Annotated in this window: 22 protein-coding genes; 14 read left to right on the forward strand and 8 right to left on the reverse strand. The window is 55.5% G+C overall.

Annotated features, from left to right (window positions below; translation table 11 throughout):
• Positions 1-3: 3 nt before the first annotated feature.
• The 3 genes from RQI55_RS22410 to RQI55_RS22420 form a co-directional block, all read right to left on the reverse strand.
• Positions 4-471 (reverse strand): phage regulatory CII family protein, encoded by a 468-nt coding sequence (locus RQI55_RS22410; RefSeq protein WP_311273518.1) that lies wholly within the window; start codon positions 469-471, stop codon positions 4-6.
• A 91-nt stretch (positions 472-562) separates the two neighbouring features.
• Entirely contained in the window at positions 563-823 is a 261-nt protein-coding gene (locus RQI55_RS22415) for a hypothetical protein (protein WP_311273517.1), read from the reverse strand.
• Positions 820-1,089 carry a hypothetical protein gene (locus RQI55_RS22420; RefSeq protein ID WP_311273516.1) on the reverse strand — a complete coding sequence of 90 codons (270 nt, stop codon included), beginning with the start codon at positions 1,087-1,089 and terminating at the stop codon, positions 820-822. The genes RQI55_RS22415 and RQI55_RS22420 overlap by 4 nt, the downstream gene beginning before the upstream one ends.
• A 53-nt stretch (positions 1,090-1,142) precedes the next feature.
• Here RQI55_RS22420 and RQI55_RS22425 point away from each other — a divergent pair, with 53 nt between their 5' ends.
• From RQI55_RS22425 to RQI55_RS22440, 4 genes are all read left to right on the forward strand, one after another.
• Positions 1,143-1,496, forward strand: coding sequence for a helix-turn-helix transcriptional regulator (locus tag RQI55_RS22425; RefSeq protein ID WP_243256250.1), 354 nt, complete (start codon positions 1,143-1,145; stop codon positions 1,494-1,496).
• 313 nt (positions 1,497-1,809) lie between these two features.
• On the forward strand, positions 1,810-1,998 hold the full coding sequence (locus tag RQI55_RS22430) for a hypothetical protein (protein ID WP_311273515.1): 189 nt from the start codon (positions 1,810-1,812) through the stop codon (positions 1,996-1,998).
• Between the two features lie 60 nt (positions 1,999-2,058).
• Positions 2,059-2,259: a hypothetical protein gene (locus RQI55_RS22435; protein ID WP_311273514.1), complete on the forward strand. Its 201-nt coding sequence runs from the start codon at positions 2,059-2,061 to the stop codon at positions 2,257-2,259.
• Positions 2,256-2,396, forward strand: a complete 141-nt coding sequence (locus RQI55_RS22440; protein ID WP_311273513.1) for a hypothetical protein — start codon at positions 2,256-2,258, stop codon at positions 2,394-2,396. Before RQI55_RS22435 ends, RQI55_RS22440 begins: the two co-directional genes overlap by 4 nt.
• A 7-nt stretch (positions 2,397-2,403) precedes the next feature.
• Here the strand turns inward: RQI55_RS22440 and RQI55_RS22445 are convergent, their stop codons facing one another.
• The gene (locus RQI55_RS22445; protein WP_311273512.1) at positions 2,404-3,150 is read right to left on the reverse strand and encodes a hypothetical protein; all 747 of its coding nucleotides are present in this window, start codon (positions 3,148-3,150) and stop codon (positions 2,404-2,406) included.
• Positions 3,151-3,205: 55 nt separating this feature from the next.
• Here RQI55_RS22445 and RQI55_RS22450 point away from each other — a divergent pair, with 55 nt between their 5' ends.
• Positions 3,206-3,433 (forward strand): hypothetical protein, encoded by a 228-nt coding sequence (locus RQI55_RS22450; protein WP_311273511.1) that lies wholly within the window; start codon positions 3,206-3,208, stop codon positions 3,431-3,433.
• A gap of 278 nt (positions 3,434-3,711) precedes the next feature.
• Complete coding sequence (locus tag RQI55_RS22455) at positions 3,712-3,963, forward strand: hypothetical protein (RefSeq protein WP_243256258.1); 252 nt, start codon at positions 3,712-3,714, stop codon at positions 3,961-3,963.
• 54 nt (positions 3,964-4,017) lie between these two features.
• Here the strand turns inward: RQI55_RS22455 and RQI55_RS22460 are convergent, their stop codons facing one another.
• Positions 4,018-4,353 carry a DUF2934 domain-containing protein gene (locus tag RQI55_RS22460; RefSeq protein WP_243256259.1) on the reverse strand — a complete coding sequence of 112 codons (336 nt, stop codon included), beginning with the start codon at positions 4,351-4,353 and terminating at the stop codon, positions 4,018-4,020.
• Between the two features lie 132 nt (positions 4,354-4,485).
• Here RQI55_RS22460 and RQI55_RS22465 point away from each other — a divergent pair, with 132 nt between their 5' ends.
• Positions 4,486-4,734 carry a hypothetical protein gene (locus RQI55_RS22465; RefSeq protein ID WP_236727962.1) on the forward strand — a complete coding sequence of 83 codons (249 nt, stop codon included), beginning with the start codon at positions 4,486-4,488 and terminating at the stop codon, positions 4,732-4,734.
• Here RQI55_RS22465 and RQI55_RS22470 read toward each other — a convergent pair whose 3' ends face one another.
• Both RQI55_RS22470 and RQI55_RS22475 read right to left on the reverse strand, forming a co-directional pair.
• Positions 4,735-5,178 carry a TIGR02594 family protein gene (locus RQI55_RS22470; protein ID WP_052496862.1) on the reverse strand — a complete coding sequence of 148 codons (444 nt, stop codon included), beginning with the start codon at positions 5,176-5,178 and terminating at the stop codon, positions 4,735-4,737.
• A 296-nt stretch (positions 5,179-5,474) separates the two neighbouring features.
• Positions 5,475-5,741 carry a DUF982 domain-containing protein gene (locus tag RQI55_RS22475; protein WP_042618502.1) on the reverse strand — a complete coding sequence of 89 codons (267 nt, stop codon included), beginning with the start codon at positions 5,739-5,741 and terminating at the stop codon, positions 5,475-5,477.
• Between the two features lie 186 nt (positions 5,742-5,927).
• Here RQI55_RS22475 and RQI55_RS22480 point away from each other — a divergent pair, with 186 nt between their 5' ends.
• From RQI55_RS22480 to sseA, 4 genes are all read left to right on the forward strand, one after another.
• On the forward strand, positions 5,928-7,376 hold the full coding sequence (locus tag RQI55_RS22480) for a deoxyribodipyrimidine photo-lyase (RefSeq protein ID WP_243256260.1): 1,449 nt from the start codon (positions 5,928-5,930) through the stop codon (positions 7,374-7,376).
• A gap of 121 nt (positions 7,377-7,497) precedes the next feature.
• The gene (locus tag RQI55_RS22485; RefSeq protein WP_192066617.1) at positions 7,498-8,535 is read left to right on the forward strand and encodes a cysteine synthase A; all 1,038 of its coding nucleotides are present in this window, start codon (positions 7,498-7,500) and stop codon (positions 8,533-8,535) included.
• 13 nt (positions 8,536-8,548) lie between these two features.
• Complete coding sequence (locus RQI55_RS22490) at positions 8,549-9,286, forward strand: alanyl-tRNA editing protein (RefSeq protein ID WP_243256261.1); 738 nt, start codon at positions 8,549-8,551, stop codon at positions 9,284-9,286.
• Between the two features lie 17 nt (positions 9,287-9,303).
• Complete coding sequence (sseA, locus tag RQI55_RS22495) at positions 9,304-10,725, forward strand: 3-mercaptopyruvate sulfurtransferase (protein ID WP_311273510.1); 1,422 nt, start codon at positions 9,304-9,306, stop codon at positions 10,723-10,725.
• 54 nt (positions 10,726-10,779) lie between these two features.
• Here the strand turns inward: sseA and RQI55_RS22500 are convergent, their stop codons facing one another.
• Positions 10,780-11,664 (reverse strand): DUF4344 domain-containing metallopeptidase, encoded by an 885-nt coding sequence (locus RQI55_RS22500; protein ID WP_042618506.1) that lies wholly within the window; start codon positions 11,662-11,664, stop codon positions 10,780-10,782.
• Positions 11,665-11,813: 149 nt separating this feature from the next.
• Between RQI55_RS22500 and RQI55_RS22505 the strand changes: the two genes are divergently transcribed.
• The 3 genes from RQI55_RS22505 (at position 11,814) to RQI55_RS22515 (ending at position 14,826) form a co-directional block, all read left to right on the forward strand.
• Complete coding sequence (locus RQI55_RS22505) at positions 11,814-12,281, forward strand: DUF1203 domain-containing protein (RefSeq protein ID WP_243256262.1); 468 nt, start codon at positions 11,814-11,816, stop codon at positions 12,279-12,281.
• A 92-nt stretch (positions 12,282-12,373) separates the two neighbouring features.
• Positions 12,374-12,709 (forward strand): PilZ domain-containing protein, encoded by a 336-nt coding sequence (locus tag RQI55_RS22510; RefSeq protein WP_243256263.1) that lies wholly within the window; start codon positions 12,374-12,376, stop codon positions 12,707-12,709.
• Positions 12,710-12,837: 128 nt separating this feature from the next.
• Positions 12,838-14,826, forward strand: coding sequence for a bifunctional 2',3'-cyclic-nucleotide 2'-phosphodiesterase/3'-nucleotidase (locus tag RQI55_RS22515; RefSeq protein ID WP_243256264.1), 1,989 nt, complete (start codon positions 12,838-12,840; stop codon positions 14,824-14,826).
• The last annotated feature ends 128 nt before the right edge of the window (positions 14,827-14,954 follow it).

Below are 14,954 nucleotides of genomic sequence, written 5' to 3' on the forward strand. Positions count from 1 at the left end.
CAGTCAACCTTTCTTCAGGTTCACGAGCATTTCCTTCAGCTCGCGAATGGCTTCGTGGATTTCTTTCGAAACGGCCTTCTTCGCCGCAGCAGTGCTCAGCGTTCCCGTTGCCTGGGCAGATTGCAGGGCGCGCACCACGTCCATGGTCTCGGACATGAGATCGATGGCGTCGGTTTCGGTAATGCTCCGCGCCTCGACCGCCGCGTCTTCATCGACGACGAGCTTGTACCCAAGCTTCCGAGCCATGGCGGAGACGATGACAGGGCTTTTGGCGCGGCGGTCCGCCTCCACGGCAACATCGATGGGAATGAGATCTTCCGCATTCTCGTCATTGAAGCTCGCATAGCGCGAGAGCGAAGCCACCTTGACGCGGGTCAACAGCGGAAAGTCCGTCACGCCGCCGCCCAGCTTGTAGCTGGCCTCGGTCGCGCTCTTAAGACCACGGATCTCTTCTTCGGAAATAGTGCGCACGAAAACACCCCTGAAAACTGGTCAAGGAAACAAAATCGAAAATGGATTCGGTGAAGTCCGCGCGAGCGCGGTTTAAACGTCTGTCACCAACTCAACCCGAGCCGCGCCAGCGCGCCACACAGGAGAACAGCCACGATGGCAAAAGCCACTGAGCGCCAGATGAATGAGAAAGTCCGCCGGAGCCGGGAGGTGAAGCATCACGGCGGGTGCGCGACATCGGGTCGAAATGACCCCGCGCAGCACTCGAAAGGGTTTGGACGGAAAAGGCTCCACGGGCGAAAAGCCCTTTCCGTCCGGTATCCCGTACGCGTTCTGCCAGGAGAGCGCCGGGATTGGTTGAGGCCACTCTCATTCGGCGGCCTCCTGAATCGTCGATGCATCGTCGAAAGCGCGGACTAGGTCACTTGCGGAAACCTCACCGCTGGTCGCGTCTTCGATTCGAACAATGAACTGAGCACGCGGCAAAATCCGACAGGCTTCCCATTTGGAAACCATTCCTTTCGTCGCCAACACAAGTCCCCCGAACGCATCCTGCGTCAGGTTGTACTTATGGCGATATGTCGTCAGCGGGTGCTCCATGCCGCAATAAGTTTCATAAGATGACACTTTTGGCAACATGCTTTGTGTCACCAAACGCTAACGCGCTGTAAGTGCACAAGGATTAAAGTTGCATGATGAGCAACATCACTCGAATCCACTCCGACAAAACACCGCAGCGTATTCACTTCATTCCTGAGTGGGCCGAGAAACGTCACCTTAAGCAGGTAGACGTTGTGCGGGAAATCGGAGCTGACAAGAGCTTGGTCTCGAAGTGGTTCAAAGGAACACTCCCTAAACCTGAATACCTCGAGCAACTCGCGGGCCTGTTTGGGACAAATATCCAAGGCCTTTTTCGCCATCCAGATGATGACTGGCTTGCAAAGTTCTTCTACGACAAGACGGAAGAGCAAAAAGAAAAAGCAATCTCGATGCTCAAACTAATGTTTGACGAGATAGCGGAGAAGAGCGGCACGTCGGACAAGTAGCCCAACGCTTCGGCGTTGGAGCAAATGGCTACGCCTTCCCGGCCCTGCGCAAGCAGCTCCTAGCACTCCGAACCAACTAGTATCCATCAAGAAATTTCGGCCGATTCCGCTCGCGCCGTCCCATGTTTCATTGCGCACCTCAAAAAGTTTCCATTAATGAAACTTTTGCATGTTGCCAAATGTGTCAACTTATGAAACTTATAGGCCATCCCGAGCCGCTAAGCCCCGCAGCGACGAGGGTGATAAGGCCGGGCGGCCGTACCCTCGAAACGTTTCGTGCCGCCCGGTCCAACCTCAACGGATGGAGACCGACATGCGCAGCAACACCCAAGACGAACAGACCGTTCAGAACATGGCCGACGCTATGCGCCGCCATGGCGAAGGCTGCACCCGCGAAGATCTGAACCTGCATTTCACGATGGAAGAGATCACCTGCTTTGAAGCCAAAGCCCGCGCCCGCGCCAACGACCAGGCCGTGCGTGAATTGCAGGAAGCCGCCTGAAACGTCCGATTTTGGTTTCCGCCTCGCGTGAGGCGGTTTCCAAAACGGATGGAGGCGAACTTGACGCAGATACTCCCCATGTACCCCACAAATTACGAGGATCTCGGCACCTTCAAGAAGGAAGCGCCGGTCCCCTATTTGCGGACAATCGTAACAGCAGCAGCGGCCGCAGGTTTTCTGGGGCTATTCGCAGCGTCGGCGTTGTGCGTCGATCGACTGGCAGAGATCGAGCGCCAGCACGAACTGGCGGCCCGCATATGACTGGTCTCACCATTCACATAGACGACGAGACAGAGGCAAGACTTCGCCGGATCGCCGATGAGCTTCACCGCGACGTTCACGATCTCGCATCGGGAGCCAGTCATCTGCCGAAATCATCAAATCACGCGACGACCTAACGCAATGTCAGTGGGTCTCGTCGGCGTCTTCATCGATAAACTCATCCTCCATAGCGATGGCTGCGGAAGCAAGGTGAACATGAGCAGTCAATCGAGAAACCTTTCTGACGCCTGCGAGCTCATACTGTATTTCGATAGGCGTCTCTCGCCAGTCGTCTCGGATTTTGGCGTTCTTCTCCCAATACCCCCGAAGCGAGAGTTTCAACAACGGCGGCTCTTCTTCTCGTCTCACCCAACCTTCAAGCATAATTGCCGGCACAAATTTTTTCGTTCCGCCTTTAGCAAAGGTCCACTCTCTAGGGTCTGGAATATCTCTGTAAGCATTGAAAACGTCTTTTGGTTTCTGCTTGGTTGGAAAGCCTATGTACAAAGAGGTTACCTCACGCGCTGTCACAAGACGAATCCGCCGAATGATCATCGATCGACGATTCCAGTTCCTTATTCTAAGCACGACCGACGTCCTTTGCTCGCCGTGTTGAACTGCATCGAAAGTCGGGTCTGCGTCACCAAGTTGAAAGTCAGCCTGTTTCTGTGCCGCGGTCGCCTGCCGTACCAAGCTGCCAATTGTTGTGGCGGCCGCGAGTGCCGCTGCCCAGCCGCTGAGCGCCCCGACCCATGTGACGAGACAGTTTTGTGTTTCGCTGCAGAATGTCTCCTGACCAATAGGATTTCCAACAATTATGACGAGACCAACGACAGATATGATCGTCGGACCCAACCATCCTGCTATGTGATCTGGAATCTTAAAACGCATGATGTCCCCTGCCTGCCCCACCTCGTTTTAAATATCACGGAGCATGGAAGGGTCAATGATGACTAATTTCATGTGGAAGGGAGTTTCGCTGAGGCGACTTGAAGAAATGCTGGTCTTCATCGCAAAGGTTGTTGATGTGAAGGGACCTATTGCCCAGCCCTTGCTTGATCGTATCGAGTGCGAGTATCTTCAGGCCATCGCCGCGCAAAAAGAACAAACGCAAAGCGACCGGATACGCAGCTTGATAGGAGCCAAGAATGCTACAAATCAGATACAATCCTGACTACACGCAACGAAGCTTCTCCTAGGAAATTCTATTAACCCATTGAAAATTAAGTACCAGCGCAATCAGGATCGGTTCGAAACCACACCGGCCCGGGGAGCCATTTCTTCCAAGAGTGAAGAAATGGATTGGAACAGAGGTACTGTTTCGTTCGCTGCACTTTATTCTCATTGAACTGAATAGCACTTTCATCACGACAGGATTGTGTCATCGAAATCGATTGGGGCACCATTCAGCGCGATTGGGATTGGGCTGGCCATATTCTGGAAGCCATCGTCATGGCCGGTATTGTGGCGGGTCTGGCGCGCATTGTAATGAAATGGCGAGATGCGGTGATTGTTGGCCTCGCATTCGCTGTAGGCCACTTCCACGGGCGTGAAAAGCGTGACCACGAAACGTCGGTGCAGATGCAGCCGCCTCACCTCGAAGGCTACTACCTCTGGAACTGGTCGTGGGATCAGGCAACAGATTTCTGGCCCGTTGCACTTTCGTGCCTCACCCTCCTCATCTTCTGGATCAGAAAAAAATAAAACGCGGTGCATTCGGCACCGCGCCTTAAAATATCGAATAGAAATTTGCTCGAATCAGCGAGACTGGGCTGAGCTTTTTTTCTCAGACGCTCCACCGGTCACTGTCGAGGATGTAGCGGAAACTGGGTCGCTCGCAGGGAAGCTATCTTCCAGCCCTTCCTGAAGCTCGCTGTCGCTGCCCTTGCGCTTTGTCTCGGTGCGCTCTCGGCTGAGAGAGGCAACAGCTGGCGAACGTGTCGCCTCGCTGGGGTCAACGCCGTCAGCGGTATCAGTATCTAGCTCGTGCTCCGCTTCGGCCCAGTGGCGCTCATGCTCGCCTTCTTTACGGCCTTCGCTTTCCCACTTCTCATGGGCTCGTGCACGGATTTTGTCTTCGCGTTCTGTCGTCATGTCATGTCTCCGATTTTAACCTGTCGGAGCTCAAACAATCCGGCGTGGGATTTGGTTCCTGCTGCTGATGCACACCAGCAGGGAACCTCAAGGCATGGCACCTCGTTAACAGGTTAACAAAGGAGTAACCAAATGGACGAGAAACACACAAAACCAATGGATCAGGAAAAGCACACTGATTCCCTGGATATTGACGACAAGGACGTCGCCAACTTTCGTACAGAACGTGAGCTGAAGGGCGAGTCTGAGGAAATTGATCCCGATGAGTCGATCAATCTGCGCGCACGCAAGCAGGCGGCACGACAACACGAAGACGCATTTATCGTCGCCACAGACCTCGAAGACGATGACCAGAGAGACGGTATGCGAGAACAGCCGTAACTATCGGCGCACCGAGACTATCGACTTACGGCTGAAGTTTGAGACCTGAACCCGGCCAGACTGATTGCCGCCCAGTATCTGGGCGGTATTCTTGTCCAGGCTTTTCAGAATACCAGCATGGTAACTAGCACCGCTTCGGACAACAACGACGTCGCCGGGCTTCGCGTTGCTCTTTGGAACCGCATAACCAAAAGACGTCCACGACTTGGCGATAGCAGATGATTTCGGGGGCTGCCTGCCGGACTTTTCAGCCACGACGCTAAGGAAATGCCCGCACCAAGGCGTTTTTCTTGGATTAACGCCGAGAATGGCCTTGAGCGTCTTGTTGTTTTTTCCCTCATGAAGCCCGGAGTAACGCTCGGCTTGATTGAGCATGCCAGCAGACGCAGGTGCAGTGAGCGCCGCGCAGACAGCGACGGCTAGAATGTACGCAGATACTTTCAAATTCTTGCCCTTTAGAAGCATGTGACACGTTCCGGCCCCGTGGGAGGTCACACACATGCATATTCAGAGTGTGTCAGCGCTGAAGGGCGAGCGCCCTCTGGCTGACGGTATTTGACCTATTCCTGCAATTTAGCGAGAATTTGACGGGAAATAGGCGAAAATTAGAATGAAATTTCTAGGCCTTTATTAATGGCCCAGCATGCACAGGCGCTCCCGGGCATGCCCCGAAATAATCGCCCATATGCAAAAAGCCACCCGTCGGTTCGCGCGGGTGGCTTTTATCGATAGGTCAGACATCAGGATGCGAGTTTGCGACCTTCAACCAGGCAATGGGCGTCGCGGCTCGCTTCTATGAATGCAATGCGCGCTATCTCTCCTCCCACGCTGCCCATGAGGGAAGCCCTGCACAGTCGCAAGGCTTGCTCATAGACCTTGCCATGGCGGCTCGGCCACTCATGCTGCAAGAAATCGAAAGCTTCATAGGCGCCGGTGAAAGTTCTAGGTGCGCCATTTTCCAGGGAGATAATCACCGGGCTCTCCCATTTGACGTCATTCAGCATCATTGATTGGACTTCCATACTCAATTAACCCGCCTCTAACGTTGGACCCGGGATATGGTTCCGCGCTAATTGGTTTCAAGAGGCAGCGATTCACCTATTGCAAACCATATCAATGTGGGCGCGATATGCACGGCAATTGGGAACAAGGCCGATCAACAAACGTTCAGTCCAAAGTGAACCGGGTGACATATGACAGAAAAAAACGCTCCCGTTATTGTGTGGTTTCGCAAAGACTTAAGGCTTGCTGACAACCGTGCCTTACTTGCTGCCATTGACCATAAGGGTCCGGTTATCCCGGTCTATATCCATGATGATGACATGGCCCTTCAGGGGGCTCTGGGCAGTGCGCAGCAGTGGTGGCTACATCACTCCTTGCGGGCACTTTCGAGTGCTCTTGAGGCACTGGGAAGCAGGCTCGTTTTGCGCAGCGGGAACTCGCAGACGGTGCTCAAAACACTGATTGAAGAGACCGGGGCTAGGACTGTTTTCTGGAACAGGCGATATGATCCTGATGGAAAGAAGCTCGATAGCCAAATCAAGGCAGACTTTCGTGACGAGGGTTTGGAGGTCGAAAGCTTTGCCGGTTATCTCATCCACGAGCCATCGCGACTGAAGACAAAGACCGGCGGCCCTTACCGAGTCTACACACCCTTCTGGCGCGCCATCGAAGGTGGCGATGAACCTGCCGATCCCGTGGCAGCACCGAAAAAACTGCTGTCCCCTTCCAGTTGGCCGAAGAGCGAAACGGTGGAACGCTGGAACCTGTTGCCCTCCAAGCCTGACTGGGCAAAAGAGTTTTCTGACGTGTGGACGCCGGGTGAAACCGGTGGGCAGGAGAAGCTGAACGATTTTATCGAAAACGCCCTGAAAGGCTACGAGGAAGGCCGTGACTTCCCGGCAAAGCCTGCCACCTCCATGCTCTCGCCACATTTGACCATGGGGGAAATCTCTCCGGCACAGGTCTGGGATGCGACAAGAAGCCTACCGAGCAACATTGCGTCCAATGACACCAGCCGCTTCCGCAAGGAAATTGTCTGGCGCGAGTTTTGTTACCATCTGCTTTTCCATTTTCCAGAGCTGGATGAGAAAAACTGGAATAGCAGCTTCGATGCGTTTGAGTGGCGCGCTGACGACAGCAAGTTCGACGCCTGGACGAAAGGCATGACCGGTTATCCGATTGTGGACGCAGGCATGCGGCAGCTGTGGCGCCATGGCGTGATGCACAACCGGGTACGGATGATCACCGCTTCTTTCCTGATCAAGCACCTGCTGGTGGATTGGCGAAAGGGTGAGAAGTGGTTTCGGGATACGCTTGTGGACGCCGACCCGGCGTCCAACCCGGGCAACTGGCAGTGGGTGGCAGGATCGGGTGCCGACGCCTCGCCGTTCTTCCGAATATTCAACCCTATCCTCCAGGGCGAAAAATTTGACCCGGAGGGAGACTATGTCAAAACCTTCGTGCCGGAGCTTGCCCGGCTTGAGAAGAAGTTTATTCACAAGCCCTTCGATGCACCCAAGGACGTGTTGAAGAAGGCTGGCATTGAACTGGGCAAGACATATCCTGCGCCGCTCGTTAATCACAATGAAGCCAGACAGCGTGCGTTGAGCGCGTATTCCGACATCAAGAAAAATGAATAAAGCGTGCGCCGGGCAGGATTTTGCGCCTTGCCCGCTTTCGCCAGAAGATATTTCCTTGTCATAGAACGCGATGACAAGGAGAAACGAAGCTCAATTGCTGACCGAACCAAAAGGCCCGACCATGACCATTCACAGTTCTGTGCTGACCGCCATCGGTAACACGCCCCTCATCCGTCTCAACGCTGCATCCGAGGCAACGGGCTGCGAGATATTGGGCAAGGCAGAGTTTATGAACCCGGGTCAGTCGGTCAAGGATCGCGCGGCTCTCTACATCATCCGCGATGCCGAACGCCGCGGCCACCTTCGCCCAGGCGGCACCATTGTGGAGGGCACGGCGGGCAACACCGGCATCGGCCTTTCGCTGGTGGCCAATGCGCTAGGCTACAAGACGGTCATCGTCATTCCTGAGACACAGAGCCAGGAAAAGAAGGACGCGCTCAAGCTTCTGGGTGCGACATTGGTCGAGGTGCCTGCAGCGCCCTACTCCAACCCGAACAATTACGTGAAGGTTTCCGGCAGGCTGGCCCAGCAACTGGCCGCGACAGATCCGAATGGCGCGATCTGGGCCAACCAGTTCGACAATATTGCCAATCGACAGGCACATATCGAAACGACCGCTCCAGAAATCTGGGACCAGACCGATGGCAAGGTGGATGGCTTTATCTGCGCGGTTGGCTCTGGTGGCACATTGGCGGGCGTGGCAGATGGTCTTCGCGACTTCAATCCCGATATCAAAATCGGCCTTGCCGATCCGGATGGTGCCGCCCTTTATGAGTATTATCAGAACGGGGCGCTGAAGTCCGAGGGTTCCTCCATTACCGAGGGCATTGGGCAGGGTCGCATCACGGCGAACCTGGAAGGTTTCAAGCCTGATTTCTCATTCAAGATTGCAGATGCAGAGGCGATCCCGCTGGTGTTCGATCTCATCGAGAAGGAAGGTCTGTGCCTCGGCGGCTCGAGCGGAATCAACATTGCCGGTGCAATTCGGCTTGCCCGTGAGCTCGGTCCGGGCCATACAATTGTGACAATACTTTGCGACTACGGCAGCCGCTATCAGTCGAAGCTCTTCAACCCTGATTTCCTGCGGTCAAAGGGTCTTCCCGTTCCTGCATGGCTGACGGAAAAAACGCAGATTTCGGTGCCTTACGAAACTGCATAGAGGTCAATGCCCCATGCCTGTGAATGCCCTGTTTCGTGACGATTTCTATCTTTCCACATGCGACGCGTTTGTCACAGCTGTTCATGAAGATGGTGGCGTAGAGCTGGATCAGACCTGCTTCTATGCCACTTCGGGCGGCCAACCCGGCGACACGGGCTTTCTGCAGAGAGCGGATGGCTCCAAGATCGAGCTGGGCTTGACCCGGCATGGCGCGGATAAAAGCGTCATCATCCATTCGCCTCTTGAAGGTCAGGCATTGCCTGACATTGGCGAAAAGCTGACACTGCATGTTGACTGGCCGCGTCGCCTCAAGCTCATGCGCATGCACACGGCCTGCCATTTGCTGTCCGTCGTCTGCCCTTGTCCGATTACGGGCGCTGCCGTTGGTGAAGATGAGTCCCGCGTCGATTTCGACATGTCAGAGACAATCGACAAGGACGAGGTCACGGCAAAGCTGATGGCGCTTGTCGAAGCCAATCATCCGGTCTTTCTCAAATGGATCACCGACGAAGAGCTTGCCGCAAATCCCGATATCGTCAAATCCAAGAATGTCCGCCCGCCTGTTGGATTAGGGCGCGTTAGCCTTGTTTGCATCGGAGAAAACTCTGCGGTTGACAGCCAGCCCTGCGGTGGCACTCATGTAGCCAGCACGCAAGAAGTTGGCGAAATTCATATCGCCAAGATTGAAAAGAAGGGCAAGGAGAACCGCCGCTTCCGAATTCGTTTTGGCAAGCCCGGTGAAACCGCCTGACATCTGGGAGACACACAGTGAGCACGGACAAAAGCCGTTTCGTCGTTTCGGCGGATTGGGTCGAGCAGCAGCTTGGAACCCCGCATTTTCGTTTGGTGGATGCCTCGTGGTATTTGCCCGCGCACAAGCGCAATGGCAAAGAGGAATATGCAGCCGGACACATTCCCGGCGCCGTGTTTTTCGATCAGGACAAGATTGCCGATCACGATACTGGCCTTCCCCACTCTCTCCCCTCACCGCAGTTCTTTGCTGATCAGGTGGGTGCGCTGGGCATTGGCGAGAGCGACACGATCGTCGTTTATGATGGCCCCGGCTTCTTTTCCGCGCCTCGCGTGTGGTGGATGTTGCGGATCATGGGCGCTGACAAGGTCTATGTTCTGGATGGCGGCCTGGACGGCTGGAAATCTGCGGGCAAGCCACTCGAAGCAGGCGTGAGCGAAGTCGAGCCTGTGATTTTCGACGCACACTTCAAACCCAAGCGCGTCACATCCTTCGCAGCCATGCGCTCTATTGTTGATGCCGGCGAAGAGCAGATTGCCGACGCCCGTGGGACCGGACGCTTCACCGGCGAAGAGGCAGAGCCCCGCGCCGGCATGCGCTCTGGACATATGCCGGGTGCGCGCAACCTGCCCGCGACGGCCTTGTCAGAAAACGGCCACTTCAAGGACCTGCCGACCATTCGCAAGATGATTACGGATGCGGGCATCGATCTATCCCAACCCGTCATCACAAGCTGTGGCTCCGGCGTAACAGCAGCCGTCATCACACTCGCGCTGGAATCCCTCGGACATACAGACAATTCGCTCTATGACGGCTCGTGGTCCGAGTGGGGCAGCAAGCCGGATACGGCAATCGTGACCGGGCCCGCCGAGCCCCTGGAAACTGCGCCCTATGGCCCGATCAAGGCGCATGTTACGCAACTGGAAATGACCTCGGCGCCGAAGATGAGCCTGCCGGTGCCGGTCAACATCCAGACCGCCATTATGCGCACCACGGAAATTCCGCTGCATTTCTATCGCTATCTGTTCTGGCGGGTTGGAAAACGCTGGCATTGGCAGAAGCGGATGCGCATGAGCGACGCCGAACTGACGGCAACATTGCGCGACCCCGCCAACTCCGTCACTGTTCTTTACATGAACGGCGCACCCGCTGGCTTCTTCGAGCTGCACAAGGTCGATTCGGACGTGACCGAACTGTCCTATTTTGGTTTGATGGAAGAGGCCATCGGCGCTGGTGTGGGCAAGTGGTTTCTGCTGCAGGCGCTTTATTCGGCATGGCAGGACAGCCCCAAGAAGGTTACGGTTTCCACCAACACGCTCGATCACCCGCGCGCACTCCAGCTCTACCAGATGATGGGTTTCTCTCCCGTGAGCACCTATGAGACATGGGTAGAGCCGCTGACGGACAGCGAATATCTGGAAATTTCAGGTCGGGGATAATCTGAATTTCTCCGCCATCCTCGGCTCAACCCGAGGATGGCGACTTCCAAAGCATCAGAGCTCCAGCCCAAGGTTTACCGCTGTCGGTATTTCCTGCGCCGGGGCGCTTTCTTTCTCGCCGCCTCCGGCAGATAGATGCGCCGCGATCAATTCACCGTGGAATTTGCCTGTCTCGTAGCAATAGGTGATCTCACGCTTTTCGGCTGACCAGTAAACGTCGGGCCGTCCGCATGTGCGCGCCGTCAACTTCACCTCACCCTTGAGATCGTATCCATCGAAACTGCGGGCGATCAGATCGAGAACTTTCGATTCCTTCAGGATGGTAGCGTAGATATCCAGAAAGGGATCACGCGCAGGCTCATATCGAGCCACGAACTTCGTGGCGCCAGGCTTGGCCACGTGAGGCTGCAAAACCTCGTTCCAATGCGCGACGGTTTGCGGATAGGCTATTTCGCAGGCTTTCCATTCCGTCTTCGCAAGGCCCATCATATCGGCAAGATCGCCATAGCCACCCGCATCCTTGCCCACCATCAGGCAAGCCATCTGCTTGTCGCGAGATGTGTTGGGCACCAGCGAGGAGAAGAGTGGAGCACTGTGATCAGGCAGAACCTGCACTGAGCGGGCGAGATACCAGCTGTCTGTGGCATTGACGATGGCCGTATCCAGCCACTCTTCATTTGCCTCCAGCATGATGGTTGCCGCCAGTTGATCAGCGCTATCTTTCCCGCCGCCCAGTTCCGGCAAGGCAAGGTCGGAAATCAGCATGCGCGAGGCTTCATGGTACAGGCTGAAAATCGCGTTTCCGATGACGAAGTTGACCGTCTGCTGCAGTTGCTCCTCGGAAAGATCATCCAGCGCGGGCGCTGTTTGCGCGTGGGCTGCAGGTGAAAGAAGAGAAAAAACGGTGACCAGAGATGTGGCCATCAACCTGCGCAGCATGGATATGAACTTTCCAAAAAGAGGATGTTCGATTGATTGCCACACTCAACAGCACAAGCAATGGGGTTGTCGCATTCTGACGCTAGAAACGGGTGGATACACGCATGTTTGAAGAGCATAGCGGCAAACCAGCAACGCAAGGAGCCGCTATGACCACGATCAATTTTACCGCAATGGCTGCCGATGAGGCAGACGCTTTCCGAAACGGCAAACCGGATGCAAACGGCCAATTGCCGGAACGCCTTCGCGCGACGGGAACCCTTCCCTGCCGGGTCTGCCTTGGGCACATAAAGGATGGCGAAAGCGCGCTTTTACTGGCCTATCGCCCCTTTCCGGCGCTGCAACCTTTTGCAGAAACCGGCCCGATCTTCATTCACGCCGAATCATGCAGCCCTGACGAATCGCATGGAAGTCTGCCCGCCATGTTGGACAGCCCGGATTACATCATACGCGGCTATAGCCATGACAATCGCATCGTCTACGGGACCGGTGCCGTTACCCAGACAGAGCTGATCACCCAGCGAGCGGAACAACTTCTTGCAAGGGATGACATCGCCTATGTGCATGTCCGCTCAGCCCGCAACAATTGCTATCAATGCCGAATAGACCGCACCTGAAACGACACTGCGTGTAATTTTATCCAATATTCTAAAGGGGTCTCAAACCTTCCATGCGAGTTTTGTACAAAAGCAAATGTGGACCCCATGGAATGACCACCAGTTTAAACATGCAAAATCGCAATGCCGGACGCAGCAAGACACGCATTTACGGAACCGTCCATTATCTAAACCAGACGGCAAGCGGCCGCGTGGTCGATCTTTCGGCCACCGGCATGGCGCTTGAGCTTGAGGGGCCGTTTGCTGCGGCGAAGGGAAGCCGCGTGAAGGTGGAGAGCGAGGATCTCGGTTATATAGAGGGAATCGTGCAGTGGCAGCGCGGAAGCCGCCTTGGGCTCAAACTGGAGCTTTCCACCAACACACTCGCGCAGCTTTCCTCCTACTTCCGCTTCTTCCACGATGAGGTGAAGCCGACGCTGGCCGGATAAGCCAGTTTTACCGGGTGGTTTAAAATCCGGGACAAGTCATAAGCCTGTCATTTTGATGATGGACTCCTCTTGAATTCATCTTACGCTGCCCTCATCCCACGCAGCCAGGATTTCATCGAGGAGTTTCCATGTCTTCGTTTACAGGCCTTCACCCCATCACGCGACGTTCCCTGCTGGGAGGCATTGCTGCCTCATCAGCCCTTGTGATGCTGCATCCTTTCGCGGCACGCGCACAGGGCAACCAGGCGCATCTGCGCATTATGGAAACGACCGACATCCATGTGCACGTCTTCCCTTACGATTATTACGCCGACAAGCCCAACGATACGCTGGGGCTGGCGCGCACGGCCTCCATCATTGATTCCATTCGTGCCGAAGCTGGCAATTCCATGCTGGTGGATAATGGTGACTTCCTTCAGGGCAATCCGCTCGGCGATTACATCGCCTATGAGCGGGGCATGAAGGCGGGCGACAAGCATCCCGTCATCAACGCCATGAACGTGCTGGGCTATGATTGCGGAACGCTTGGCAATCACGAGTTCAATTATGGGCTCGACTTCATGTTCAACACGCTGGGCGGAGCGGGTTTTCCTTATGTCTGCGCCAATCTCACCAAGGGCCAGCTTGCATCCGATCCCAAGCAGGACGACCTTTTCTTCAAGCCATATGTCATCCTCGAAAAGCAGATCAAGGACGGCTCTGGCGCTACCAGCCCAGTCAAGGTCGGCATCATCGGCTTCGTGCCGCCACAAATCATGATGTGGGATGCCAAGAACCTTGAGGGCAAGGCGCAGACCCGCGATATCGTCGATGCTGCCAAGGCCTGGGTGCCTGTCATGAAAGAACAGGGTGCCGATATCATCATCGCGCTGTCGCATTCCGGCATCGATGGCAAGCGTCAGAGCGAGCGCATGGAAAACGCTTCGCTTTATCTCGCGGGGGTCAAAGACATCGATGCCGTCTTCACCGGCCACCAGCATCTCGTCTTTCCCGGCCCCAAGACCTGGGATGGCATTGAAGGTGTTGATCCGGTCAAAGGCACGCTGATGGGCAAGCCTGCCGTCATGGGCGGTTTCTGGGGCTCGCATATGGGCCTCATCGACCTGCTGCTGGAAAAAGACGGCAAGAGCTGGAAGATCGTGGATTTCACCACCGAAGCACGCCCGATCTATCACCGCGATGACAACCGCAAGATCGTGGCAGACGTGAAGGACAAGGCGGAGGTTATCGCTGCCGTGAAGGCCGATCACGAAGCGACGCTGGCCTATGTCCGCCGCGCCGTGGGCAAGAGCACCGCTCCGCTCTATTCCTATTTCGCGCTGGTGGCGGATGATCCATCCGTGCAGATCGTTTCCAATGCGCAGACCTGGTACATCAAGGACATGCTGAAAGACGGGCAGTACAAGGACCTGCCGGTTCTCTCGGCCGCCGCCCCTTTCAAGTCTGGTGGCCGTGGTGGAGCCGACTACTATACAGATGTCCCCGCCGGTGACATCGCCATCAAGAACGTCGCTGATCTCTATCTTTACCCCAACACGGTTCAGGCCGTTCTCATCACCGGCGCGCAGGTCAAGGAATGGCTTGAAATGTCTGCCGGCATGTTCCAGACGGTGGAAGCCGGCGCCAAGGATGCGCCGCTGCTCAACAATGATTTCCCCTCCTATAACTTCGATATCATCGATGGGGTGACGTATCAGATCGACGTCTCCAAGCCACCGAAGTTCGATAAGGATGGCAAGGCGATCAATCCGGGTAGCAACCGCATCATCGGCTTGCAATTTGCTGGAAAGCCTATCGACCCCGAGCAGAAATTCGTTGTTGCGACAAACAACTACCGCGCCAGCGGAGGCGGCAAGTTCCCCAATATCGGCTCAGACAAGATCATCTTCGTCGCACCGGATACCAACCGCGATGTCATCGTGCGTTACATCATCGCGCAGGGCACCATCAATCCTTCTGCGGACGATAACTGGTCGTTTGCGCCTGTTGCCAATACCACGGCGATCTTCGAGACCGGCCCTAAGGCCCGCCAATATGTTGGGGATGTAAAAGGCGCAAAGATTGAGGAAGCAGGCGATGGCGCAGAAGGCTTCGCCAAGTTCCGCCTGACGCTTTAAAAGCGGGCCCGCGAGGCACATTTTCTGGTGCGCCTCGCGGGCGTCGATATTTCAACGGGACCGGATCTCGATTTTTCTCCTGATCTCGTAAAATTGTTTTCTCCCCCTGCTCCAATTCCTTTTTTTCC

The sequence above is a fragment of the Rhizobium sp. WCS2018Hpa-16 genome (genome assembly GCF_031843705.1).
GTDB classification, from domain to species: Bacteria; Pseudomonadota; Alphaproteobacteria; order Rhizobiales; family Rhizobiaceae; genus Agrobacterium; species Agrobacterium tumefaciens_C.